At 32.5% G+C, this 25,313-nt stretch carries 20 protein-coding genes and 1 pseudogene; 8 read left to right on the forward strand and 13 right to left on the reverse strand.

Features of this window, described 5'->3' with window-relative positions; translation table 11 throughout:
• Window positions 1–60: 60 nt before the first annotated feature.
• Together J2W48_RS18950 and J2W48_RS18955 are read right to left on the reverse strand one after the other, a co-directional pair.
• The gene (locus J2W48_RS18950) at window positions 61–2,364 is read right to left on the reverse strand and encodes a DNA topoisomerase 3 (protein WP_310283356.1); all 2,304 of its coding nucleotides are present in this window, start codon (window positions 2,362–2,364) and stop codon (window positions 61–63) included.
• A 150-nt stretch (window positions 2,365–2,514) separates the two neighbouring features.
• A complete protein-coding gene (locus J2W48_RS18955; protein ID WP_310283357.1) occupies window positions 2,515–2,676 on the reverse strand; it encodes a hypothetical protein in 162 nt (53 codons plus the stop codon).
• 113 nt (window positions 2,677–2,789) lie between these two features.
• On the opposite strand from J2W48_RS18955, the gene J2W48_RS18960 reads away from it, so the two are divergent.
• Complete coding sequence (locus J2W48_RS18960) at window positions 2,790–3,581, forward strand: DUF5995 family protein (protein ID WP_310283359.1); 792 nt, start codon at window positions 2,790–2,792, stop codon at window positions 3,579–3,581.
• 88 nt (window positions 3,582–3,669) lie between these two features.
• Here J2W48_RS18960 and J2W48_RS18965 read toward each other — a convergent pair whose 3' ends face one another.
• Window positions 3,670–4,095 (reverse strand): hypothetical protein, encoded by a 426-nt coding sequence (locus J2W48_RS18965; RefSeq protein WP_310283360.1) that lies wholly within the window; start codon window positions 4,093–4,095, stop codon window positions 3,670–3,672.
• Between the two features lie 29 nt (window positions 4,096–4,124).
• Entirely contained in the window at window positions 4,125–4,721 is a 597-nt protein-coding gene (locus J2W48_RS18970) for a hypothetical protein (RefSeq protein ID WP_310283361.1), read from the reverse strand.
• Between the two features lie 705 nt (window positions 4,722–5,426).
• On the opposite strand from J2W48_RS18970, the gene J2W48_RS18975 reads away from it, so the two are divergent.
• The 5 genes and pseudogenes from J2W48_RS18975 (at window position 5,427) to J2W48_RS18990 (ending at window position 12,532) form a co-directional block, all read left to right on the forward strand.
• Window positions 5,427–5,714: a hypothetical protein gene (locus J2W48_RS18975; RefSeq protein ID WP_310283363.1), complete on the forward strand. Its 288-nt coding sequence runs from the start codon at window positions 5,427–5,429 to the stop codon at window positions 5,712–5,714.
• A gap of 203 nt (window positions 5,715–5,917) precedes the next feature.
• A pseudogene (locus J2W48_RS23160) lies at window positions 5,918–6,143 on the forward strand (hypothetical protein); the annotation flags it as partial.
• A gap of 264 nt (window positions 6,144–6,407) precedes the next feature.
• Window positions 6,408–10,175 carry a fibronectin type III domain-containing protein gene (locus tag J2W48_RS18980; RefSeq protein WP_310283364.1) on the forward strand — a complete coding sequence of 1,256 codons (3,768 nt, stop codon included), beginning with the start codon at window positions 6,408–6,410 and terminating at the stop codon, window positions 10,173–10,175.
• Between the two features lie 694 nt (window positions 10,176–10,869).
• The gene (locus tag J2W48_RS18985) at window positions 10,870–12,291 is read left to right on the forward strand and encodes a hypothetical protein (RefSeq protein ID WP_310283365.1); all 1,422 of its coding nucleotides are present in this window, start codon (window positions 10,870–10,872) and stop codon (window positions 12,289–12,291) included.
• Window positions 12,266–12,532, forward strand: coding sequence for a hypothetical protein (locus J2W48_RS18990; protein ID WP_310283366.1), 267 nt, complete (start codon window positions 12,266–12,268; stop codon window positions 12,530–12,532). Before J2W48_RS18985 ends, J2W48_RS18990 begins: the two co-directional genes overlap by 26 nt.
• Before the next feature lie 1,158 nt (window positions 12,533–13,690).
• Here J2W48_RS18990 and J2W48_RS18995 read toward each other — a convergent pair.
• From J2W48_RS18995 to J2W48_RS19015, 5 genes are all read right to left on the reverse strand, one after another.
• Window positions 13,691–14,284, reverse strand: a complete 594-nt coding sequence (locus J2W48_RS18995; protein ID WP_310283367.1) for a hypothetical protein — start codon at window positions 14,282–14,284, stop codon at window positions 13,691–13,693.
• A 459-nt stretch (window positions 14,285–14,743) separates the two neighbouring features.
• Window positions 14,744–17,365, reverse strand: coding sequence for an AAA family ATPase (locus J2W48_RS19000; protein ID WP_310283368.1), 2,622 nt, complete (start codon window positions 17,363–17,365; stop codon window positions 14,744–14,746).
• A 436-nt stretch (window positions 17,366–17,801) separates the two neighbouring features.
• Window positions 17,802–19,241, reverse strand: coding sequence for a hypothetical protein (locus tag J2W48_RS19005; RefSeq protein WP_310283369.1), 1,440 nt, complete (start codon window positions 19,239–19,241; stop codon window positions 17,802–17,804).
• A gap of 232 nt (window positions 19,242–19,473) precedes the next feature.
• Window positions 19,474–19,761: a hypothetical protein gene (locus J2W48_RS19010; protein WP_310283370.1), complete on the reverse strand. Its 288-nt coding sequence runs from the start codon at window positions 19,759–19,761 to the stop codon at window positions 19,474–19,476.
• 255 nt (window positions 19,762–20,016) lie between these two features.
• The gene (locus J2W48_RS19015; protein WP_310283371.1) at window positions 20,017–20,511 is read right to left on the reverse strand and encodes an SRPBCC family protein; all 495 of its coding nucleotides are present in this window, start codon (window positions 20,509–20,511) and stop codon (window positions 20,017–20,019) included.
• Between the two features lie 883 nt (window positions 20,512–21,394).
• On the opposite strand from J2W48_RS19015, the gene J2W48_RS19020 reads away from it, so the two are divergent.
• Both J2W48_RS19020 and J2W48_RS19025 read left to right on the forward strand, forming a co-directional pair.
• Window positions 21,395–21,733, forward strand: a complete 339-nt coding sequence (locus J2W48_RS19020; protein WP_310283372.1) for a P-II family nitrogen regulator — start codon at window positions 21,395–21,397, stop codon at window positions 21,731–21,733.
• A 36-nt stretch (window positions 21,734–21,769) separates the two neighbouring features.
• Window positions 21,770–22,969 carry an ammonium transporter gene (locus tag J2W48_RS19025; protein WP_310283373.1) on the forward strand — a complete coding sequence of 400 codons (1,200 nt, stop codon included), beginning with the start codon at window positions 21,770–21,772 and terminating at the stop codon, window positions 22,967–22,969.
• Between the two features lie 879 nt (window positions 22,970–23,848).
• Here J2W48_RS19025 and J2W48_RS19030 read toward each other — a convergent pair.
• From J2W48_RS19030 to J2W48_RS19045, 4 genes are read right to left on the reverse strand one after another with little or no spacing between them, the layout of a single operon-like run.
• Window positions 23,849–24,088, reverse strand: coding sequence for a hypothetical protein (locus J2W48_RS19030; protein WP_078228559.1), 240 nt, complete (start codon window positions 24,086–24,088; stop codon window positions 23,849–23,851).
• 40 nt (window positions 24,089–24,128) lie between these two features.
• Window positions 24,129–24,347 (reverse strand): deaminase domain-containing protein, encoded by a 219-nt coding sequence (locus J2W48_RS19035; RefSeq protein WP_310283459.1) that lies wholly within the window; start codon window positions 24,345–24,347, stop codon window positions 24,129–24,131.
• Window positions 24,348–24,399: 52 nt separating this feature from the next.
• Window positions 24,400–24,795 (reverse strand): hypothetical protein, encoded by a 396-nt coding sequence (locus tag J2W48_RS19040; protein ID WP_310283374.1) that lies wholly within the window; start codon window positions 24,793–24,795, stop codon window positions 24,400–24,402.
• An 11-nt stretch (window positions 24,796–24,806) separates the two neighbouring features.
• On the reverse strand, window positions 24,807–25,253 hold the full coding sequence (locus J2W48_RS19045) for a hypothetical protein (RefSeq protein WP_310283375.1): 447 nt from the start codon (window positions 25,251–25,253) through the stop codon (window positions 24,807–24,809).
• Between the last annotated feature and the right edge of the window lie 60 nt (window positions 25,254–25,313).

Raw genomic sequence — 25,313 nt, forward strand, 5'->3', positions numbered from 1 at the left:
GTAGCGAAAATCGAAGTAAAATAAATCTATGCCAATCATTTTAATCTGTAGCAAAAAACTTTAAACACTTTCCGTTAAAATAGCATAAACCAATTCTTTTGTTGGTTTTAGATCTTTTAATTTAGCTCTGACATCATCAAAAGTAACTTTAAAATCACAGCCCGATTTGTATTCAGTACAGCCATAAGCGGTTTTTCCTTTCAGAATTGTTCCTTTTTTACATTTCGGACATGTTATTGCATCTGCTATTGTATCTGAATTTGCTTTTTGGGCTGTTTTCTTTGTTTCTAATTTAAGTTGGAAGCCTTCTTCAAAACGAATTAAACCTTCTACAGTTCCGGAATCCGTTTTAAAGTCTTTTAAATTAACTGTCGAACCTTTTTGAAGCAATCGTAAATACTGGTTTTCTGTAATCTTTTTATCTGCAAAAACATAAGGCAATACAAAATCGCAACCCGATTTATATTCGCTGCATCCGTAAGCCGATTTACCTTTGATCAGATTCCCTTTTTTACATTTGGGACATACTTCTGCCAAAATTCCGGCAGCTTTCTTTTTCTCAATTTTTACCGCTTCTTTTTGAACATTCCCTGCATGCGAAATATTGGCATGTCTGGTTTCACTTCTTACTTCAAACACCAAAGCTTCTACCATTCGTTTCATGTTTTTTATAAACGCTCCGGCGGTAAACGCTCCTTTTTCAATATCTTTCAGCTGTTTTTCCCAGGAACCAGTCAATTCAGCTGACTTTATTAATTCATTCTGAATCGTATCGATAAGCTGAATGCCAGTTGGCGTTGGCAAAACCTGTTTTTTGTTCCGAATAATGTATTGACGTTTAAAAAGTGTTTCAATAATATTCGCCCGCGTTGACGGACGGCCGATTCCATTTTCTTTCATCAATTCGCGTAAATCTTCATCATCAACTTGTTTCCCTGCAGTTTCCATAGCCCGAAGTAAAGTCGCTTCTGTAAACTGATTCGGCGGTTTGGTTTCTTTTTCTAAAAATGAAGGTTCGTGTGGCCCTTTTTCTCCCACCACAAAACTGGGCAATATATCTGCCTCTTTTTCCCTGACATTCGGGTCTTCAAAAACAACACGAAATCCTTTTTTCAAAATCTCTTTTCCGGTAGTTTTAAACATTACATCGGCTGCTTTTCCTATTACTGTTGTATTGGCAACCAAACAATCATCGTAAAATACGGCAATAAAGCGTTTTACAATAATATCATACACTTGCTGCTGATTGTATGGCAAATTGCTTTCTATTCCCGTTGGAATAATAGCGTGGTGATCCGTAACTTTCTTATCGTTGAAAACTTTAGAGGATTTTTTAATCTTCTTTTCTAAAATTGGCTGGGTCAGTTCGGCATATTTGGTTAATTTTTGCAGAATCCCCGGTACTTTTGGATAAATATCATTGGGTAAAAAAGTAGTATCTACTCTTGGATACGTAACTACTTTTTGTTCGTACAAGGTTTGTACAATTTTGAGCGTTTCATCTGCCGAAAATCCAAACTTGGTATTGCAATAGACTTGTAAACCTGTTAAGTCAAACAGTTTTGGGGCGAACTCATTTCCGTTCTTCTTTTCAACAGAAACAATTTCAAACTCGCTTTCTTTGACTTTATTGGCTAAAATTTCTCCATCCTCCTTTTTCAGAAAGCGGCCTTCTTCATAACTAAAAAGTGTTTCCCGGTATAAAGTCTGTAATTCCCAATAGGGTTGGGGCTTGAAATTTTCAATTTCCTTAAAACGGTCCACAACCATCGCTAAGGTCGGAGTTTGTACTCGACCGATAGACAAGACTTGCTTGTAGCCACCATGTTTTACAGTATACAAACGTGTAGCATTCATGCCGAGTAGCCAGTCGCCAATCGCTCTTGAAAATCCGGCGTAGAATAAATTATCGTAATTAACAGAAGGTTTTAAGTTTTCAAAACCTTCTTTTATAGCTTCTGTTGTCAAAGACGAAATCCACAACCGCTGCACTTCGCCTTTGTAGTTGGCTTCGTTCATTACCCAGCGTTGAATCAGTTCTCCTTCCTGCCCGGCATCCCCGCAGTTGATAACCAATTCGGCTTTGTCGAATAAACTTTTTATGATTTTGAATTGCTTTTCAATACCCGAATTCTGGACGACTTTGGTTTCAAATTTTTCAGGAAGCATGGGCAGGTTGTTCAAATCCCAGCTTTTCCAATGTGGTTTGTAATCGTTGGGTTCTTTTAAGGTGCATAAATGCCCAAAAGTGTAGGTCACGGCATAACCATTGCCCTCGTAATAGCCATCGTACTTGGTATTGGCTCCCAAAACGGATGCGATTTCTCGTGCGACACTTGGTTTTTCGGCAATACAGACCTTCATTTTTTACTTTTGATTTGAAGGTGCAAATTAGGAATTTAGAAATTGGTATTGAAATGAAATTTTGTGGAGTTGTAAACGGGGTTTATTAAGTGAGAGGTATTTTTAAATATAAATATATTTCACACAGTTATTTATATCGAAACACCTTTGTCAGATTCTGACAAAATTAATTAATCGTTCACTATTTTCTTTGTCTGCTTCTCTAATTGATTTTATATATTCCGCTCGTGTTTCGTTAGCCTTTACCATATTTGAATGATTCCAGGTGAAAATAGTTTTTCCAAAAGCAGATTCAATTATTATGTCAGCCATTAACTTAGCTTTATGGTATTAAAAAATAACAAGATATTACTTCTAAATAATCTTTTTTAAAAGATTAAAAGAATTATATTCGCTCTTCCTAATTAACCATAACCAACTATAAAATGAATATAAAACAAGCTACTACTATAGACGAGGTCATTCAATTATTGGATGAAATAATAGAAATATCTAAAATAGAACAAAGTGCAATAGGTTTGTTTACTATGCTGTACCGTGAAGTTACACTAAAAATAAAAGAGGGGATCAACAATGGTTCTTTTCAAAATGGTGAGCGAATGGAAAAGCTCGATGTCATTTTTGCCAATAGGTATTTAAAGGCGTATTACCAATATAAAGCCAAAGAAAAACCATCCGAATGTTGGGAATTTTCCTTTCAACAGGCAGAAACCTTTTGGCCAATAGTTGTTCAGCATTTACTGCTCGGAATTAATGCCCATGTAAATCTCGATTTAGGAATAGCTTCAGCCGAAGTCAGTACAATAGAAAATATCGAAGATTTAAAATCTGATTTTGACCAAATAAACGCTATCCTTAGCAGCCTGGTAGAACATGTTGAAAAATGCTTAATCAAAATTTGGCCAACACTCACGATTATACTCAAATTATCAGGCAAAATAGACAACTTCTTTATTGACTTTAGCATGAAAACAGCCAGAGATGGTGCCTGGAAATTTGCTAATGAATTTGTAGCGATTCCAGAAAATCAAAGGGAAGCCTGCACACAGGAAAGAGATGAAAAAATCGCAAAAATTGCCAGATTAGTTTCAAATCCAGGGTATTTTGTGAGTGCCGTTTTTAAATTTATTCGCTTATTTGAAAAAGGAGACGTTGCTCAAAAAATAATTGATTTGAAGATAATCCAAGAAAAAAAGATTGAGTGTCCTGTTGTATGATTTTAAAAAAATAATACAAAGAAAAATTGCAAAGTTTGTTTGTCGTTAGGAAGTTGGGAGAGTTTACAGAGCAGATTATAATGCGGATTTATATTTTAAAAATATCAAGTTTTCGTAGCCAAAAGATTTCTGATTCTAAAAAAATAAGTTTTGTTTTAACTATTTTATCACTTTTATCTCTCGGGTTTTTAGTTACAAATCTCGCCGTGGAATTATTAAAATTCAAGGTGTATTTTGCATCAAAGTCTTCTTGTTTATTGGAAGAAAAAGTAATCAGATTATCTTTAGTGCTCCATTTTCCTTTTCCGTATTTATTTACTTCAGGCGGAATTCCTCCTTTTATTTTTGAATAGGAATAAAATAGGAATGTTCCGTCCTGATTTAAGGTCAATTTATATTCTATGATATGTTTTCCTTCTTCACCAAGTGTACGATTATAATCACCAACGAACTGATTGGATTGTGCGAAGAGGGGATGGGATATTAAAAGTAAGGTGGCAATTATTAGTTTCATTGTTTTTTTTTTTGATTCAATTTTTCAAACTAACTTTTTTTAAAATCAACTAAAGTATAGTTTTCAAAAGTACCATTTTCCACTTTATAAGTTTTAGTATTAGTGATGTTTTTAAATTCGCCATGAAATTTTCCACTGATACTGTATTCTTCCATGCTGGTTCCCATGCTGCTTTGAGACTTGACTTTTTCAATATTTGTAATTTCCAAAAAGATAGTTTCTTTGGAAAAAAGAATTGCGTCGCTTACTTCAGTTTCATCAAAACCCATTAGATTGAGTGTACAGACTTTAATCTTTGTAACACCTTTCTCTAAGTTGAAATTATTTATTGCAAATTGTAAAGAGATCTCTTTGTCAGTTTCAACACCACTAAGCGCAATGAACCAATTAGTTCCGTCGGTTCGCATTCCTTTTAATTCCTTGGGCTGATTTAAATCATTTTTAAAGGTTCTTCCGTTAAAATTAAAGGATACTTTCAGTTTTGAATTGCTTACAATCTCGTCAGGTATTTCATTGGTTTCGGTTGTAATTACACCGGTATCTTCGGGAGTTGTTGATTTTGAATTGCAACTGCTTAAAATGCTAAAACACAAAGCTGTTAATGAAATAAATAGTTGTTTTTTCATAATAATTTCTATTAATTTGATTTTTTGATAGTTAAAAATATATTTTTTTTCTTTACTAGAAAAATTAATCTTGCCAACGAATACATTATAAAGTATCTGACTATTAGTTAAATATAAATAAAAGACACAGCAAAATTTTATAAATGCAAATAATATAGCTTTTCATCAAGTACAATTTGTGTAGCGGGCGAAGATTTAATTATTACTTACACAATAAAGTATCAAATTCTACATGAAGTTGCGTTGAACCTTCGTCACCTATTGTAACTCCGGGTGCTGTGCGAAGTCTCCCGACTTCGTACCCGCATGCTATATCCGTTCTGCATTTCTCTGTCCAATAAAGTTTAAATCTTATTTGAAGAAAAATACTTGCCAAGTAGCAATTGCTTATTGAAACAGGTACGAAGTCGGGAGACTTCGCACAGCAACCTGTGACATTTAAGAAGAACACTTCGCAGATCTGGGGTGCGAATCGCTCCCTGATTTTCATTGTTTTTATAATTATTGCTTATAAAATCCGGTGCGAACTCGGGAGACATCGCACAACTGGGGAGTTATAGGGATGATTTTTAATTTATTTATCGGTTGTATACAATCCTAAAAATGTAAACTATTACTTGTAATTTCGGTTCCGAAAAAAAGCAATTAATAAATTAAATGATGGAAATACAACATAATCAAAGTGCAACATAATTTATAGAGCCAATGACTAAAGTAAATAAATTCAGAAAATTAAAACAAGAGAATGATAATCGCAATTCGTTTAGTGTAACATTACAAGTATCTGGTTATAGTGAATTGAATATGATGGTTTCAAATCTCCTTAAAGCAAGTATAATTTTGCTTAATGATGATGCCAGGAATTTGTCCAGTTTAACCGCTGTTACGGATACCAATGTTGTGAATTTACTGGAAATTGCCTTGCAGCTCCTACCAGATGATGAAATGGATTTATTAGATGATCTGCATAAAATTCATTTGAAAGCCTTATGAAAATTGAGTTTTTTTTAAAAGTCATGGTTTAAATGCTGTACATTTTTAAGTAACAGGATTAGCTTGAGATTTATTCAATCTTAATTTGTATTGTCGATTATTAGGAGAGGGTACAAAATCGTGAGACTTCGCACAGCTATCGCTATTTTTTAAAGAGAATACTTCGTGGAGCAGGGTTAAGAACTCTCGTGAAAGCGTTTTAGAATTTTGATGAGGAGCAAGTAGTAAATGTTATTGCAAATACATTTAATAACAATGATAATGGAATTGGATTTATAATTAATAATTAGAATCCAATTGAAAAGGTTATCCAATTGCATGAAAAAGAGATTGCTTTGTTTGAGTATATGCTGAAAGAAAAAAGACAATATGATATCAAGGCTTGAAAAATTAATCAATAATAATTTTTCAAAAATTGATTTCAAATAAATAGTAAAATATAAGAGTTTTAAACATTTGAGTTTAGGTTTTTACAAAAAAATGTTCCTTAAAAACATTTACCAAGATAGAATGATGTTTTTTTTTGCACTCATTTTGTTAAGCCTTTAAAACAAAATTAATTAATTAATGAGATTACTTTTACAGATAAAATGTATTTTAGCAAAAAATGATGAATTGAACTATTTACAACTTTTGCAAAGTAAAACAGCCCGCTTTTCTATAACCTTTTATCTGCCTATAATGTATTAAAAAATGAAGAACCTTTTCAAAAATATAATATTACTTATCCTGTTTTTACAGTGCTCCCCCTTCGGGGGCTGGGGGGATGCATACGCCCAATTATATCCGGTGCAGTTAACACCAGTTTTTAATAGTCCGTATAGTGTCAAAATATCGGATTATGCCACCAGCATGGATACTAAAATGCAGCTGCTGGTCAATCCTACTGATATCTCTATAGCACAAAGGCAGGTACGCCTGAAATTGTACATACAAGGTAACGGACTTAACATACAAAGCAGCGATTTTATACAAGGACAGCGGCCAATTTTTATAAATGGCGGTGAATTGCAAACGCTGACCAATACTGATATTGCGGCCCTTTTCAGGCTAGAGAACCTGCAGGGAATTTCTCCTGCGCAATATGCCAATGGATTATCTGAAGGTATGTATAGCTTTTGTTTTGAAATGTACGATTTTGTGACCAACCAGAAGATCTCGCAAAAAAGCTGTGCCAGTTTATACCTGATCTTAAATGATCCACCGATATTAAATACACCACAGCGAAACGAACAAATTGCCTCAACAGAATTTCCTAATATTTTATTTACCTGGACACCACGTCAGAGAAATGCAACGAATGTATCGTATAAATTTGAGTTGAAACAGCTTATTGATCCTACATTAGATCCTCAATTCGGGTTTCAAATGTCTCCTGTTTTATATGAGGAAACACTTTTTGGAACCGCTTTGCTGTATAATGTAAGCATGCCCATTCTTACTCCTGGATTGCGTTATGCATGGCGGGTAAAAGCTATTTCGACCACAGGGCTTTCAGAGAACGCCATTTTTAAAAATGACGGATACAGCGAGATATATTCGTTTAAATATACCGCTTCCTGCGCAGCGCCAACCTTTTTATTAAGCGAATCCCAAAGTTCGAAAAGTGTAAAAATCACATGGGAAGGAGTACCGGAACATACACGTTATCAGGTACAATATAAAAAACAGGATGTTCGCAATGCACAATGGTTTTCGACTAATAGTTTAAACACACAAAGTTTAATTACCAATTTAGAGCCGGGAGTTACCTATCAATTCAGGGTAGGTTCAAGCTGTGATCCCGCAACCGAAGGAGTTCAGTCGTTTACGTATTCCGGAATCAGCACCTTTACGACACCTGTAGAAAGCACCGGCGTTGCAGCCTATAATTGTGGAATTATTCCGCAGATAAATATTCAGAACCAAAAACCGCTTACCAATTTAATTCAGAGTGAGACCTTTAAAGCTGGAGATTTTCCTGTCACTATTTTAGAACTCCAAGGTGAAAACAGCCCGTATTCAGGACGAGGTTATATTATTGTGCCTTATCTGGGCGATACAAAAATTGCGGTTGAGTTTAATAACATTGTAGTTAATACTGATTATCAGTTGATAAGTGGTGTTGTGGAGACGAGTTACAATCCGGACTGGAAAAATGTTACCGATGTAGAAGATTTCACTGGCGAGGGACAAGGAGGTCAGATCGAAGAAACGGTTCCGTTTGTGATAAAAGACATTGTTATCAATGCCAATGGTGATATAGTAGTAAATGGTGTTGATGGACAACAAGTAACCATTCCCGGAGGAAAAGATACTGTTATTACAGATAGCAAAGGAAATACTTATAATGTAGACAAAGACGGAAACGGAAGTAATGAGCCTACAGAACCTGCCTTGGGAGGAAAACCAACTCCGGAAAATACTGATGGTGTAGATAAAAGCGGTCAGGCAACAGCATTTACAGCCAAAGGAATTTCCATTTCATTTTCAGGTAATGAAAGTAAATATGCTTTTGATGTAATGCCGGAGAAACCACCTGTTGCGCTAGAAAAGTTATATAAAAAAGTAGGTGGCGTTGCACTGCCTTACAAAGCGGTTTTAAATGGCGATACAGATACTTTACTGGGAACTGTAATCGTTACAGATGCCAATATAAAATTAGACAGTATTGTATTTAAAACCCAAAATGGCGCTAAAATCGACTTTGACAGAAATGATAAAGTATTTACAATAAAAGTAAAAGGAAACCTTAGTTATGCTGAAGAGCAAATATTAGCGACTATAAAACAAGGTGATAGATGGAAGGTAATTGGTGCGTTTATGCTGGTTCATATTTCATCTAAAAATGTTAATGTGGCGTTGGTTCCTACCGATGACATTTCTAAGAATAAGCTGGATGAAATTATTGCCAGTACTCAGAAAATTTATGATAAAGTAGGAGTAAAAGTTAATTTTACAAAACAAGCGGTTTTAAATATAGATAATGAAGCAGGAGATACAATTGAGACGGAGAAAAATACACTTACGTCTACATATAGTGCAGAGCAGCAGGCTATAAATGCATTATACAAAGGAACAGACAATAGTTATGTTCTGTTTATAACCAATAAACCTTCAAGCAAGGGGCTGGATGGTTATATGCGTCTGAACGGTCAGTTTGGTTATGTATTTGCTCCCCCTTCGGCGGGGGGGAAAACACCCGCACACGAATTAGGTCACGGAATCTTTAAATTAGAACATCCTTTTGAAACTTATAAAACAGCTGAAAAAAGTACAAATTTGTTGATGGATTACAGTGAAGGAACTATTTTAAACCATCAGGACTGGAAACAGATTAATGACCCTGTGTTTAAATTATATGCATTTCAGAGTCAGGCTAGTGGAGAGTACGAAACAGACGGCCACTATTCCACAGTTTATTTAGTTTCTCTTATGCTAGGAATGAGTCCAGATAAAGCCAAACAGTTAGCCGAAGCTACAGAAGCACCAGATACTGATGTTCATAGTGAAACAGATTTTGAATTAGATGACACTTGGATTGATGGTGAGTATCAAGAAACTATCCATAGTTTAACTGGGGGTTTCCATGGAACGGAAGAATTTTTAACCGCAATACAATTTATTTATACACCAAAGGAAAATATTTCTAAATTAGGAGAACTTCTACATCGTTTCGGGGATACTTATGCACATACAAAGTTGGATAATATAAAGCCTAATAATTTAAATAAATATAATTTATATGAAAATCCTGAAAATGAAAAATTAGTGATTAAATCATGGAAGGGCCAAGGAAGTGTAAGATTAAAGGATAAGGTAGAACCTTGGATTTTATTTTTCAATTATTATTTAAAAAAATCGGGGATGGGGTTCTTTACAAGTTTCACAAAGCAAAGAGAAATTTTTAATGGAAAAACTTTAAATGAGGCTTTGGCTGATATTTATTTAGTTTCTGAGACTGATAAATATATTATGTATGGAGGGGAAAAATATTTAGGTACAACTCTTGATCATGCGAAATCTGATGGTTCTTTTCCTGATAAGATATATTTGAGACCAGATTGGTATTTAGATTATGTAAAAAATTTAGCTTGGCTGTTATCAATGAAATATAATTTAAAAGATTCTAATTTCGATATTAAGCTATTTGAAATAATGACAAATTTTGCAGTTTCGAATAAGTGTTCATTAAAAGGAATTATTGATTATGAAATAGCAAAAAAAATGAAAAAAGTCAAATTTTATGTTCCTGTTTTATATTCTAATCCTAGTCGTATTGCCGCATCATTTGATGCAGTGAAAAATACTGATTATTATCAAACAGCTCTTGATGTTGTAGATAAAACAAAATTATATATTTCTAAGGATGGAGTTTATAGAAACATAGTAGTAAATCCAATAAAAGATATGAATATAAAATTTAATATGAATACAGGTTTTTTTAGAACAGCTGCATTTGAAATCAATTTAAAAAAATAATGTATGGACAGTAATCGACTTAGGTTTAATTTGTTTTTGTTGAAGAACTTATTTTTAATATATCTTTTTTCTGTGATTATTACTAGTATGATTGATTCATCTCCATTTGTACTAATATATTGTTGGTATTATCTTCTTATGAGTTTACCAATTTTTTTCTATAACATATATGATATCAGAAAAAATACATTAATATCATATTTAGTTTTTAGCGGTTTGAATCTAATTCATTTAATAAACTTTCTCAATAAAATTTTCACAAAGGAATCAGTAACTAGCTGGCATGATGTGAATGGGGTTTTGGTTGAATATATACGGACTTACTATTATTATGAAATTAATAGTGGATCTGTTCATTTTCAATTAATTAGTATGGGTGTGTTTTTAGTTTTACAATTTGTTGTTTGGATGATTATAATCAAAAAAATGAATCACTTTGAAATTGATTTAGAATAAAAAGAAATAATTACAATAAAAGTTTACAAATATTACGCTTGTTCTTTGAAATACTGAAAAAAAAGAAGTTTTTACTTGAAATTTTAATAGTCGACTCACGTTTTGTTTTAAGGAACTAACAGTATCAAAATCAACTTTAAAGCAATATTAAGTATTAAAAGGAAACCTTAGTTATGCCGAAGAGCAAATACTGGTCACTATAAAACAAGGGGATAAGTGGAAAGTTATAGGCGCTTTTATGCTGGTACATATTTCATCAAAAGAGGTGAATGTGGCGTTGGTTCCTACAGATGACGTTTCCAAGAATAAGCTGGACGAAATAATTGCCATTACTCAGAAAATTTATGATAAAGCAGGAGTAAAAGTCAATTTCACAAAACAGCCTGTTTTGAATATTAGCAGTGTGGTTTCAGGAAATAGAATTAAGACTGAAAAGAATACACTAACTTCTACCTACAGTACTGAACAACAGGCTATAAATGCATTATACACAGGAACAGACAATAGTTATGTGCTTTTTATAACTGATAAACAAGCTTCTACCGGACAAAGCGGTTATATGCGTCTGAACGGTCAGTTTGGTTATGTATTTGCTCCCCCTTCGGGGACTGGGGGGAAAACTCCTGCACACGAATTAGGTCACGGAATCTTTAAACTGGAGCATCCTTTTGAAACGTATAAAACAACTGAATCAAGCACTGATTTATTGATGGATTATAGTTCAGGAACAGTCCTGAATCATCAGGATTGGAAACAGATTAATGATCCCGTGTTTAAATTGTATGCGTTTCAGAGTCAGGCTAGTGGGGAGTATGAAACAGATGGCCATTATTCTACAGTTTATTTAGTTTCTCTTATGTTAGGGATGAATCCTGCTAAAGCTTTAGAGTTGGCTAAAGCAACAGAAGCACCAGATACTACAATTCATAGTGAAACGAAATTTGAGATGAATGATACATGGGCACATATGAATGGTTCCCAGCAAAATATTCATTCATTAACAGGAGGGTTTCATGGAATTGAAGAGTTTTTTACTGCAATAAAATTTTTAAATCCGAAAACCAATGATATTAATGAACTAGGAAAATTATTGCATCGATTTGGAGATACTTATGCTCATACGAAAATTGGTAATTTAAAACCTGAAGATGTTTTAGAAGATAAAGATTTAAAAAATGTAGATTCATTAACTATTCAAAAATATACTAATGAATGGAAAATTGAATCTGAAAATTCTTTGCAGAGTGAGGTAAAACCATGGATAAAGTTTTTTAATTATTATTTAGGTAAATATGGAATTGATTTTTTGGATGACGTTCAATTACAAATTTCAATATTTAAAGGAAAGACACTTCAGCAAGTTTTAAAGGATATTTATTTGACAAATAAATCAAGTGATTTTATTATGTATGGTAATTCTATTTTTACCTTTCAAGAGCATGCTCTGACTGACGGAGGTTATCCGGATCAAATTTATGTTAGACCAAATTGGTATATTCTTTATATGAAAAATTTGTCATGGTTAATATCTGAAAAATTTAAATTGGATAATTCAAAGTTAGACACGAAAATTTTCAGTCGAATGGTTTATTTTGTTACTAAAAATAAATGTTCTATGAAAGGAATCATTGATTATGAAATTGCAAAAAAAAATAGGTAAAAAAGTATTTTATGTCCCTGTGTTTTTTTCAGATGGAAGAGCACTTGCAACCGCAGACGGAGTGTTAATTTCTGATTATTTGCAAGTAAGTAAAGATATAGTTCAGAATACAAAAAAATATTTAATTGAACAAGGCATTTCTGAGAATAATATAAAAGTAGAAGAGATTAAAGGGGTGGAAAGAAAAATCAATATTAATGGCGTATTTGATATTGAGGCATATAAAATAACTGTAAATTAGAAAGTTATGAAGCTAGAAATAGTATTGTTACTGTTTATTATTATAATAGTAGTGTTAATGTTTTATGTTTTTTTTAAGTATAAACTTTATGGAGCTATTAACTACATAGTAGGATCTATATTAATTATCATGTTATGTAAAATAGATCTATCTGGAGGATTTCATAGTAAAGAAGAGGGTTTGGTCTATTTTATGGAATTGTTTTGCTTTACTATTTTGTATTTCAGTTCATTTTTAAGATTTTTTTTTAGGGATGAATGCGAAAGAAGAAAATACTTTTTTTTGTTTCCAATAATCTTTTATTTATTGATTCTTTTATTTTTTGCTTTTATAGAAGGAAGCTCTATTTTTTTATGGAATGTGGCAAAAAATCTGTTTTTGGCTTATTTTCCGTTATCTATAATATTGTTTTATAAAAAAAAATAATTAGTTTATGGAGCAACAACTTTTTCAATGCCACGGCCCCCGCTCCCGCACGAATCCTTTCGTGTGGCTGTTGATCAATAACGTCAAATGTAAAGAATAAAGGTAATTATGAGTAGGAATTACAAGTTTCATAATCCGGAGGGTTTGTACTTTATAAGCTTTGCTGTTGTGGGGTGGCTTGATGTATTTACAAGGAATGAGTATAAAGATTTGTTTCTGGAGAGTTTAGAATACTGTCAAAAAATAAGGGTTTGGAGATTCATGCGTGATGTATTATGACTAATCATGTGCATTTAGGTTTTTAGAAGTATAAAAGGTCAAAATCCTGAATTATTGATAGAAGATTTAAAGAGATTTACAAGTCAATCGATTGCCAAAAGCATACAAGAAAATACGAGAGAAAGCAGGAAGGAATTTTATTAGATTTCTTTAAAAAGAAGTAGGAAAGGGTTCTAATGTAAAGCATTAACACGATAATAAACCAATTGAATTATGGAGTAATAAGGTTATACAGCAAAAAATTGATTATGTACATACCAATCCTGTTGAAGAGGGATTAGTCTATAAAGCAGAGGATTATGTATATAGTAGTGCAATTGATTATTCAAGACAAGGATTAGTTGATGATATAATTGTTTTTAGGATGTTTGATGTTTAAGTAGGAACGTACCACACGAAAGGATTCGTGCGGTAGCGGGGGATTAGCGGTTCGGCTCTTTGATTTATAATGCTTTACAAGTACTTTTTCGCAACTTCTGATATTCTAATTAAATAATCATTTTTGATATTCATACTTAATTGTCTAGTGTTAATTAATACTCGATTTTCATTTTTGAATATTTTTAATTTTTCACTTGGATTTGATAAATCAGATTCAAATTTCACGTCAAAAAAATCTTCTATTTGATTATCTGTTAAGTAGTCGGCACAAGCACATATTATTACATTAAACGATTTGTAATAATCATTTTTTAGTAATTCGATTCTGTTAGAATTGTTGAAAACTTTGATTTTACTTAATTTCGATGGTTCAAAATTAATTTCACTTAAAAAAGCATAGTCTAAAAACTCATTTCCATTTTTCTCAATTTGAGGATAAATATTTTTCAATAACATGTAATATTTAGTCCAAGTATGTCCACCTTTCATTTTTGTTAAATATGGGCGGAATACATTTATATAATGTTCTGAATCGTAAAATTTGGTTCTATTCGATACAATTCCACTTTCAATATAGTTTTTCCATTCACTTGGGTTTTCTATACTTTCATATTGTAATTGTTTCAAATTACTTTCATCAAAACCTTTTTCTTTTCCTAAAATCAAAATTTTGGAATTTGAATTACCAAAACCAATAAAATAGGGATTAGGTTTGTTTAAATTATTTTCATTTTTATAGAATTCGATACTTTTATTAAAGGCTAAATTCACTAAATTTTTGAAACTTTCATTATACATTTTAAAGAGTCTTAATTATTGAATAATTGTTTTTTTAATGTCTATTATTCAGTTTTTTTGATTCTAATGGAGCAGACCGCTAACGTCAGTCTGTGAAAAAACTAAAATAGACCTCATGAGAATCTCATATTTGAGATTTTTCTCCGGTAGCCCTCTGGATACTTTCTAAATTTAAAGAGGTTTTTTCACAGCCTGACGTTTGGTTGCTTGGGGATGTGGCGGATTAAAGAAGTCTAAACTTTCGGTTAATGACTAATTTTCCAAGTACAAAACCATCTTCAAACCAAGCCTAATCCCGCCATATTGCCAAACGACGATTATGCCTTGTTATTTTCTACGTTTTCTAATTTCAGCTATATAATTTTCTAATATAGTTAAATCAGCAAGAAATTCAGCAGAATCAGGCATTTCCTCAATTAAAGTTCCTGCGGTATCGTGTCCTGTGAAATAAGTAGAACATTTACTCATATTTGTGTCAACTAGATTATAATCCTCATCCGTTAAATCCACAATTTTTGATAAACGTTGCGTTTGTATTGCTCTGCCAAATCTTTGAATCACTCCATTTAAGAATACTTCTTCAACAAAACGTTCCCAAGTTTCTCGAAGTTTGCCATATAAATATTTTGCTTGTTCTTTATAAACTTCTTCAGTTTCAGTTCGTTCAATTTTTTCTAATTGTTGATATGCATTTTTTAGCAATCCAATACGCTTTCCAACTGGTAAAGCATCCCAAGGTGGATTGCTTGCAATTAGTCCTGTTTCTTGTTTCTTTCTTGTAAGACTCTTTATGTCTAAATTACAATTCAGACTTTCAGAATGCTCTTGAATCATTAGCAGAAACGTGATGTCATGAGTAAAAACTATAACTTGTCGATTTAAAGCTTCTTCTGCAATTCTTTTTGATATTTTATTTCGCCATTTATGGTCTAGAGATGAAACTGGGTCGTCAAAAATTATAGCACTTTTATGCTCTGAAGTGGATAATTCAGACAAAAAAGTAGCTAATGAAATGCATCTATGTTCTCCTTCACTTAAAATGTCTTTTAATACAATTCCATTTGCATTTTGTTCGTCAAGTCTTAAATAATGGTATTGTTTACCTCTTTGTCCTTTAGTTTCGGTTTCTATTTTAATATTTTTAAAACCTAGTTTTGAAAGTTCGTTTTTGAAGTTTTGTTTAAGATTTTGACTGATATATTTTGTCGCTAACTCATTACTATGTGTCGTAATTGCTCGAGTAGTACATTTACTGATGCACTGATTAAGTAGTTTTATTTTTTTCTGACGATAAATTTCGCGAGCTAATTTGGGTTTAAAATCGAAAATCTTTTTTTCTCCTTTTAATTGATTTAATTCTTTATTGAGTGGTTTTAAATCTTCTTCAATTGATAGAACTTTTAATTTTTCATTTGTTTCTTTTAAGCTTTTAATTAATTCTTGAATTAACGTTTTAGGCGTATTTTCAATTTCAATTGAGTCAATTACTTCAACTATTTTTTTCCTTTCAAAAAGACCTGTTAAATTATCCCTTTGATTTGAAAGCAATTCTAAATATTGTATTTGACTTTGTGAATAATCATCAATTATTTCATCAAGTTCAATAGTTGTAGGCTTTTGTTCCTCAAAAGAGAAATCTATTCTATTTAAACTTTCATTTGCTAAATCAAATTTATCAAATGCTTCATCATAAGATTTTTGAATGTCATTTTTTATAAAACTTTCAAAAGACACAAATCTATTTTTTGCATCTTCATCTAAAACTTGTAGACAAAGTGGACAATTGCTGTCTTCATTTACTTCTGGAAAATTTTCTGTTTCGGTACTTACATTGTAGAATTTTCGAGCACTTTCCCAAAGTAATTTCCACGAACTATTACCAACACCTTCAATTGGCAATTCAGAAAATGCTTTTTCAGAAGATTCTTTTAGAGCTTCGCTTGTTGTTACAAGATTATTTAATGTTTGTTTTAACTCTATTAAAATTGCACCGGTTAAGTTGTTTTCTAGCGCTTGAAATTTGTTTTGTAAAATTTCGAAACGCTTTATTTTTTCTTCATTTTCTTTTAAACTTTTCTTCGGATCTGTTGCTTTTAATTTATCAATTTCTACATTTAACTCTTCAATTCTAGAACTTTTACTTGAATTCCAAATTGATTCTGCCCTTAATTCGTCAAGTGTTGAATTTGAACTTAAGTTTTCAAGAAATTTTTTTGCAGTTGAACAATCAGAGACTTCCAAAAGTGTATGGTCAAATTTCTGTAAAGCAGGGCTTAACAACTCTGAATTTAGTCCGTTTTCAACCCTTTTTATATCGAGTGCTAATTTTTCGACAATAGATAAACCTTGTGGAATAAAAGCAATTTCATCTTCTCCTTCAATGTAATGATTTGCACTAAATGTATCGAAAACATCAATACTTTTTAAAACAGAGTCATTTACTTGTTCGTTTACGAGATTTACTGTATTGAAATTTGTCCCATCAGTTGTGTACTCTATATCTGCCTTTTTATCTTTTCCAAAACAAGCAGGGTCATATAAATTGACATTTATTTTTGGTTTATGACCTCTTGTATTACAAGCGTGTTTTAAAATACTCACATAACTTGATTTTCCTGAACCATTATCTCCATAGACAATTGTTAAACCTTTTGGCGCAAATTCTAATTCACTAGCTTTAGAGAGAGCGTTTACATTATCTACATTGGAAATTTTAGAAAGTATCACATCATCACTGCTAATTGAGTTATTTGCGAAATTTCTTAAATCGTCAAAATCAACTTCATTAAAATCAACTTCAGATAATCCATAATCCACTTTGCAAATTTCTTTGAGTTCTGAAATGTCATTTTCAGTAAGTTCATTATTTCTAATTAAGCGGTCAATTGCTATTTGCCAAAAAACTGGCTTATTTTCCGCCCAATCAATTATGTCATTTAGTATCGGCATAGTTCTCTAGGTTATTGAATTCTCTTCGTTTTTTTATAATAAGGCATAACTAGTATATACACGAAACTCCATTTCGCCAATCTCCCACATATTCGGGTATGTATGCGAATGTTATATCGCCGTTGTTATTTTTCAAATGTATAAATTAATAATTTAAAACTGATTAAATCGTTTTCAAAAGTAACTCCTTTCCATTTAACAATTTTACGGAAATCCGTACAACTCTTTTTTTAGTCATAGTTTATTTGAGAGTAAAATGTAAAGTCAGGGACATTTTAACTTTTACAATTCTTAAGAGCAAAAAAATGTACAAAGCCAGAGACATTGCAGAGATCGGAGTAATGTATTTCAATAAAAACCACAAACAGAGGCTTGTGGTTTTTGCGCTTTTAAATTTGATCTTTTGCTTTAAAAACTAAAGTAGTTTACTATTTGGTTATTTTAATTTTAGGCGCAAATTATAGTCGTCCATGATTTCCTTAACATGTTCCTGTTTGATTTGTTTTCTGGTTAAGCCCTTCAGGCTTCCTACATATCCATTAAAGACATGGCTAATAAAAAGGGGAGAAAGATTTGATCTGTGAGAAGCATTGTGACAGGAGAAACAATTCACAAGGCTATTCACTGTAGTCTGGTGTATTGATTTAGGGGCAAATCCTACCTGAACATAGGTTTCCATAGTAATATTGTAGGCAGCAACAGAACCTCTGGTCAATTTTCCAGGAGTAGATTCTGAAAGAGTACCACTTAACGAGTCTAATAAAGCGGCTTGTTGCTGAGTAGTTTTGTATCCCTCAGTATTGATCCATATTGAACCATTGTAAAAATAATTATTCCAGATTCCTGTCAGCTGCGACTTAACGCTTTGATTTAGAGTACGGATATTATTGAAGTTCTCCGAACCATTTTGGCTGGTCTTCATATAAAGCTGAACATCATAAGAACCTTTCATTGCTTTTTCAACCGGAACACCATATTTATAAACCGAAAACACATCGGTATAAATTCCATTTCCTGAAGTTATATTTGTAACCGTTGCAGTACTGCTTTTATTAAAGAAAGGATAATCAACAGTACTGGTCACTGGTGCATCAGTTGTTGGCGTCGCTTTTGACCAATCGTAAGAAGGTGCAAGATTTTCATGCTCAAAAGTAGCCCATACAAATTCGGGATGGTTCTCTACAACTCCTACGACATGCATTCCTAAAAGAGCCACTTTGGTTTTTACCCCATTGATCACGCCCTGAGTAGTAAAATACGAAGAAGGATCTTTAAGAACGCTTGCATCAATCCAGGAAGTTTTAAGTTCTAATGAGCCTACAGGAAAGGTTATACCTTTCACTTTAGAAGGGTCATTTTTTGCTATCGGACCATATTTTAGCATTGTTGTGTACATCAGTTTATCCATAAAAATAGAATAATAAACCGTCGTAGATTTAGGAACACCCGATGGATAATTAGGTGTTTTTAAAATATCAGTGGCAGAACTTGCCTGAGCAGTATCCGTTAAAACGATTCCGTTAGCAGGATCTAATCGCTGACCTGCCGAATTCACCTGAATCAGATTTGTCATAAAGGATGGCATTCCATTAACCTCATTGGTGAGCCAAAGAAATTTTTGCCACGACCATTGGTGAAAGTCACAATTGGTTACTGTTGCATTGTTGGCAAATACGCTTGTTGGCCCTTCATTTGGCGGAGGGGTTTGTCTGGTGTTGTTTACCATTGTAAACCAATTGGCAGGTGCTAAACAATCAGCAGCAGCGGCACTATTTTGTATAGTTGTATAATTATCTTTTTCTCCTTTTGCATCCTTTTTACAGGCGCAGAGTGAGATTAGCGTAATTAAAAGTAATACCTTTTTTGTCGTTTTCATCTTGGGTTTCTTTAGTTAATTTTTTAGTTATCTCTTTTGAAGACCTGAAAGTAACCAATTCAGAAACTGACTTGTGAAAAATTGTATTGAGTCTTTTATATTTAGGTATAAAGACTCGAAAAAGGTGTATGAATAAATTAGTGTGAGGTGTTTTTTATGATTACTTCTGAAATTTAATTAGAAACATAATTTTGAAACTGCTGTTAATGGGAGTGATATGATTGAAATTTGTCTAAATCTGATGATGTGTGCAAAAGCGGTTTTCCTGAAAAATTTCTTCCTTCATCGATTTGATATTCAATGACAGTGTTTTGTAACCTTCGTTATCTGATTCATAAGAGACAATTTTACCAAGATTTTCGATTCCGTATTTGTCCATCTTATTTAAAGATAATATACAATAAATTGCATAAAACAATGATGTTGCTCCCAACATCAGAAAACAAACTGCAGGTTTGTAAAACATGAAGAAGACAAAAAGAATAATGAAGATTATACTATATTTTTTATCTAAGGGCATGCTGGGTGTTATTTTATTGGTCTCAGAAGTAGTTTAAAACTATGCACTTTAGTTCATTTAGATTTAGCTTCTAAAAATATTTTAACCACAAATTACACAAATTAGCGCTAATTAATTTGTGAGAATTTGTGTAATTTGTGGCTAATAAATAAGTACTGCAACCTTGCAGACTTTCAGTCTGCCAACCAAACCTCTGCACTTTCAGTGCAGAGTGGTTTATTTTAAATATTGTTTGATGGAAGAGATTATTATCTTTTAATTATTAATCATAGGATTTAAGTTACTATCCTTATTTCGTAAATCTAATCCGCCTTCATAAACCGATTTCAAATTGGTAAGATAAAAATGCCAGCCATTTGAACAGCCTAACCTGATGTATTGTTTCGAATATTCATCTGTTGGAATATTATGATGACGTAACTCTACGATTGTATAACTATTTGCCTCACTCAGTTTTATATCCACAAGGCAATTTCCTTCAAATGTAAATTGCAATTCGTTTTCCCCGTTGGCAGAAATGATTTTTCCTGTCATGGGTTCATTATACAAATACCAAAGCCATTCATAAGTATGGCCTTCTTCTGCATTTTTGTCTTTGCTTAACAGTTCCTGATTTATATCAAAAAAAGAAACTTTTTCTAAAAACCATTTTTCTAATTCATCAGCTTTTGTCCAGGCATTGTAGATATCCTTAAGGCTGGCTTTGATCGCTATTTTTTTTGTAAAGGATGTCCAGTTGAAATTTTCCATATTTGAGTTATTGTTATCTGGTAATTAATTTAAGTTGATTTGTAACAGTGACCGTAAGGATGGTTTATTAGTATTGTGTCTTGTTGTTGCGGGTACGGTTTCAAATATATGAATTAATTTAAAACTGATTTAATCGTTTCCTAAAGTAATTCCTGGAATATGAGTTCTGATAGCAGCCTACCGTCTGGACACAAATATTATAATTCAATTTGAACACGGATTTCACGAATTTGCACAAATTTTAATGGGGTAACCTACTTTTGTGAAATTCATTTCACAAACTAATTAGTGTCAATTTGTGAAATTCGTGTTGTTTTTATACTTGTGTCCAGACGGTAGGATAGCAGCGGCATCCTTTTTAGGCAAACGAAAACTTCTAATTCTACTGTAAACAATCTGCCTAAAAAGATATAGCGGATAGCAGGACCCGGGCGATAGCGAACTGACGAAGTAATCAGCTCCGGATAAAAATCATAAATTTAGTTTTCTCAGATTTAATAGTTTATTGGAATTTAGAGGAGATTAGTTATTTGTTTTCCAGTTCTCCGCAGATACTTTTTTGTTGCTTTAGCACATTTCATTGTAATACTCCTGTTGCTTTCTTCCTGTTTTTTTCAGTTTAATGAATTAATAATTGTTACTATGATTTAATATTTTTTCTGTACTAAAAAACAGCTCATTCTATTAGAAAACCTGTATTATAGAAAATTACGAGAGGGATAGTTGTTAAAAAAGTGCATGTTATTTTATTAACAGGCTTAAAAAACAGGGGTGTAATTGTGAAAATAATAAAAATTTAGCTATACATGTATAAAAAATATGGGGGTATGTTAAAAAATATATATTTTTACTGCCGAAATCAAAAACTAAAAACCTTTTTATTATGAAAAAAATCGAAGCAGTAATTCGAAAATCCAAATTCGATGAAGTTAAAGAAGCTTTACATCAGGTTGAAGTGAATTTTTTTAGCTATTGGGATGTTACCGGAGTTGGTAACGAGAAACAGGGCGAAGTATACAGAGGAATTTCTTATAGTACGTCTGATATTCAAAGACGCTATATTTCTATTGTCGTTTCGGATCCTTTTTTAGAAAGAACTGTTGAAGCTATATTAAAATCAGCTTATACAGGAATGGTGGGTGATGGTAAAATATTTGTCTCTGAAATTCAGGAAACATATAGAATCAGAACCAAAGAAAAAGGAACTGACGCAGTAAATTAATCAATCAAGAAATTTTTAATATTTAAATAATATACTATGGATACGAATACTGTATTGGATATAATGTGGATTTTAATCTGCGGAATTTTAGTGTTTTTTATGCAGGCTGGTTTTACACTTGTTGAGGCCGGTTTTACAAGATCAAAAAACACAAGTAATATAATCATGAAAAACTTAATGGATTTCTGTATCGGAAGTTTAGCTTTCTGGGCAGTTGGGTATTCATTAATGTACGGAGACTCGATTGCCGGGTTTATAGGGACACCAGGTTGGTTTTTTGACAGTGCAAAAGACATGCACAGTTTGTTTTTTCAGACTGTTTTTGCTGCTACTGCTGCTACAATTGTATCAGGAGCTATTGCTGAGAGAACAAAATTCACAACATACCTGATTTTTTCATTATTAATGACTTTGATAATTTATCCAATTTCGGGAAGCTGGGTTTGGAATCCCGGAGGATGGTTAGCTAAATTGGGCTTTGTTGATTTTGCAGGATCTACTGTAGTACACTCATTAGGCGGATGGGCTGCGTTAGTAGCTGCTGCCATGGTAGGGCCAAGAATTGGTAAATATACCGATGGAAAATCAAATGCAATTCTTGGTCATAGTATTACATTAGGAGCCTTAGGAGTTTTTATACTTTGGTTAGGATGGTTCGGATTTAATCCGGGGTCACAATTAGCAATATCAGGAGATAATGTTACTGCTGTAGCCGGAATTGTAATCACGACAAATTTAGCAGCGGCTGCAGGAGGAATTGCTTCTATGTTTGTAGCCTGGATGATTTATGGAAAGCCAGATGTTTCAATGACATTAAACGGTGTTTTGGCAGGTTTAGTAGGGGTAACAGCAGGTTGTGCAGCAGTTAGTCTGGTTGGTGCTTTCCTGATTGGAATTATATGTGGTATAACTGTTGTGTTTTCGATTGAATTTATTGATAAAAAATTAAAAATTGATGATCCTGTAGGAGCTGTTTCTGTTCACGGAGTTTGTGGTGCACTTGGAACTTTATTAGTTGGTGTATTTGCTACTGATGGTGGTTTGATGTATGGAGGAGGTTTTGAAAAATTAGGTGTACAGGCAATAGGTGTTTTGGGTATCGGAGCCTGGGCTATTGGAGCTTCTTTTGTAGTGATTTTCATCTTGAAGAAAACTATGGGAATCAGGGTTTCTAAAGAAGAAGAAGTTGATGGTTTAGACATTCACGAACATGGAAGTAAATGTTATAACGAATAAAGATAAAGTTGCAAAAAGTTAATTTTAAGGAGCCTGTAAATTTTTACAGGCTTTTTTAGTTTTGTTTCTAATTACACATTTAGACTAATTTTTAAGAGTAGGAACTCATCGAAAAAATAGGAATAATTTCGGCAAATCATCTTTGAACAATTTTTATGATTCGCCTACTGAAAAAAGTGTAGCGCTGATAGAAGCAACATCCTTTTTAGGCAAACGAAAACTTCTTAATTTTACCGTAGACAATCTACCTAAAAAGATATAACGGATAGCAGGACCCGAGCAATAGCGAACTGACGAAGTAAACAGCTCCTAAAAAACATCATAATTCCATTAAAAATTCCCCGCTCCAATATATGGATTTGCTTGTAATGCAGAAATCTAAACATTCTACAACTATATCTCTGTAGTTTTTTCTTGTAAAAACATCCACCCAATCTACAACGGTTGCTGTAATAAAATGTGGTAACTTTTAATCCCTTATTTTGTATCCGTCTTGCACAATATTTTTTGCTCAAATACAGTTGTTTTTCTTACAGATCAATACTTAGTATTGACGCTTATCGGGGAACGGGTACGAAGTCGGGAGACTTCGCACAGCTCGGGTTTAATATTTGATGGGATTCTTCTGCAATAGATTTTTCAGTTTCAGTTAATGATGAATTTAACTTCAATTTTGAAAAAAAGTACTTTCCATATTTAAAAACATTATTTAGTTTTAAACCATACTTCTCAGGATGAGCCTGTAAATCTCCTAAAGCATCTTCAACTTGTTCTGGTGTATATTTTCCTCGCCATGTAGAAAATTTGCTTATACCAAAAGTAACTACTTGCTGGTATATACTGATTGTTATTTACTATTTTGCTTTATCTAGTAATTCTTCAGTAGTCAATTTCTCCTTTTTGACGAAGGTCTTGAATTTCCATTCCATGAAAGAAACCTAAAAGATAAATATCATCTAATGAGGAAGAATTTACATTAACAATTACGAATTCGACTCCATCCCAATCTTCTATTGATTCAATTGAAAAGTTAGTTTGATATCTTTTATTAAAATCTTCTATAATATTTTTTACTATAGTAGGATTTCCTGTAGCTATTTTTATTTTATTTAATTCCATCTATTAATATTAATTTTACGTTTGGAAACATTTCACTAAATTATTGAATTACACCTTGGCATGAGGGACAATAAGGTCTCTCTGATACAATCCTAAGCTCTCCTCTTATTTCCTTATAAATTTTTCCTTTAATAACATTTAAGTCATTTGCTAATCTATTTAACATCTTATATTCACTGTCTGTATTTCTTAACCATGAATTAGCACCGTCTATTTCCTGTTTAGGATTTATTTTTAAAGCATCAAATATTTCATTAATTTTATCAGGCTCTCCTTTCCTACACTAATTAGTTATTATAAGAATCTATTCATTACTTTGTGAAATATGACATCGGAAGTTCTTTCAATAAGCTACTTGAAGTATCAGATACATGCCTTGTCCAGCTATCTAATCCAAAATTAACAGAACTCTCAAAATCTGCGTCATTAAATCTGCCATCAATCTTACTTATCTCAATATAAACATCTTGTACAACATTATATAAAAAAGGGTAATCCCTGAAGTAATAAAAATGTGATGTTGTAGACGCAATTTCTCTTATAGCTGAAACTGAATTTGAACTTACTTTTTTCAAAACGATTTCACATCTTAACATTTCAAAAGACAAAATGATAAATATATCTGCAGCAGTAATGCCACTCGATTCATATTTTCTTCTTATTTCCTGAATTACACCATCTATTTTTTTTAAAATTAAATTATCCATAAAATTATTTTTTAGTGTGCTCCTTCTTCTAGAATTATTTTTATATTGTTTTGTAACTTATCAGTAATATATTGTATATATCCTGTATTCATTTTGGTCTTTAAAACTTGTGTGTTTTCCATAATTTCATAAGTCACTAACTTGTATCCTGATGGGTCTGCAAATCCAACTGCCTTAACCCCCCCATCTGCTGCATAAGCATCAGTAAAAAAATGCTTTTCAGGTTCTATATTTCCAACTGTTCGTTCAAATCTCCATACCTTAGCACCCTTTTTTAATTCAATTATTGAAACTCCTGCTGATAAATCAACTTTGCCAGAAATGATATTATTTATCTCACTATTCTTTTTACCCATATTTCGCAGCCATTCTGAAATCATTACAATTCGAGCCTGTTTAGATGCATTAGAACTCGTTATCAATGCTACGTCTTCCAGTACATTCCCCAAATCTTCCACTCCATATTTTTCAGGATGTGCCTGTAAATCTTCTAAAGCATCTTCGACTTGTTTTGGAGT

Source organism: Flavobacterium piscis, from assembly GCF_031457575.1.
Classification (GTDB): domain Bacteria; phylum Bacteroidota; class Bacteroidia; order Flavobacteriales; family Flavobacteriaceae; genus Flavobacterium; species Flavobacterium piscis_A.

Coding starts and splice junctions, on each gene's coding strand:
- J2W48_RS18950 (WP_310283356.1), bottom strand. CDS start 2,364: ATGAAGGTCTGTATTGCCGAAAAACCAAGTGTCGCACGAGAAATCGCA.
- J2W48_RS18955 (WP_310283357.1), bottom strand. CDS start 2,676: ATGGCTGACATAATAATTGAATCTGCTTTTGGAAAAACTATTTTCACC.
- J2W48_RS18960 (WP_310283359.1), top strand. CDS start 2,790: ATGAATATAAAACAAGCTACTACTATAGACGAGGTCATTCAATTATTG.
- J2W48_RS18965 (WP_310283360.1), bottom strand. CDS start 4,095: ATGAAACTAATAATTGCCACCTTACTTTTAATATCCCATCCCCTCTTC.
- J2W48_RS18970 (WP_310283361.1), bottom strand. CDS start 4,721: ATGAAAAAACAACTATTTATTTCATTAACAGCTTTGTGTTTTAGCATT.
- J2W48_RS18975 (WP_310283363.1), top strand. CDS start 5,427: ATGACTAAAGTAAATAAATTCAGAAAATTAAAACAAGAGAATGATAAT.
- J2W48_RS18980 (WP_310283364.1), top strand. CDS start 6,408: ATGAAGAACCTTTTCAAAAATATAATATTACTTATCCTGTTTTTACAG.
- J2W48_RS18985 (WP_310283365.1), top strand. CDS start 10,870: ATGCTGGTACATATTTCATCAAAAGAGGTGAATGTGGCGTTGGTTCCT.
- J2W48_RS18990 (WP_310283366.1), top strand. CDS start 12,266: ATGAAATTGCAAAAAAAAATAGGTAAAAAAGTATTTTATGTCCCTGTG.
- J2W48_RS19000 (WP_310283368.1), bottom strand. CDS start 17,365: ATGCCGATACTAAATGACATAATTGATTGGGCGGAAAATAAGCCAGTT.
- J2W48_RS19005 (WP_310283369.1), bottom strand. CDS start 19,241: ATGAAAACGACAAAAAAGGTATTACTTTTAATTACGCTAATCTCACTC.
- J2W48_RS19010 (WP_310283370.1), bottom strand. CDS start 19,761: ATGCCCTTAGATAAAAAATATAGTATAATCTTCATTATTCTTTTTGTC.
- J2W48_RS19015 (WP_310283371.1), bottom strand. CDS start 20,511: ATGGAAAATTTCAACTGGACATCCTTTACAAAAAAAATAGCGATCAAA.
- J2W48_RS19020 (WP_310283372.1), top strand. CDS start 21,395: ATGAAAAAAATCGAAGCAGTAATTCGAAAATCCAAATTCGATGAAGTT.
- J2W48_RS19025 (WP_310283373.1), top strand. CDS start 21,770: ATGGATACGAATACTGTATTGGATATAATGTGGATTTTAATCTGCGGA.
- J2W48_RS19030 (WP_078228559.1), bottom strand. CDS start 24,088: ATGGAATTAAATAAAATAAAAATAGCTACAGGAAATCCTACTATAGTA.
- J2W48_RS19040 (WP_310283374.1), bottom strand. CDS start 24,795: ATGGATAATTTAATTTTAAAAAAAATAGATGGTGTAATTCAGGAAATA.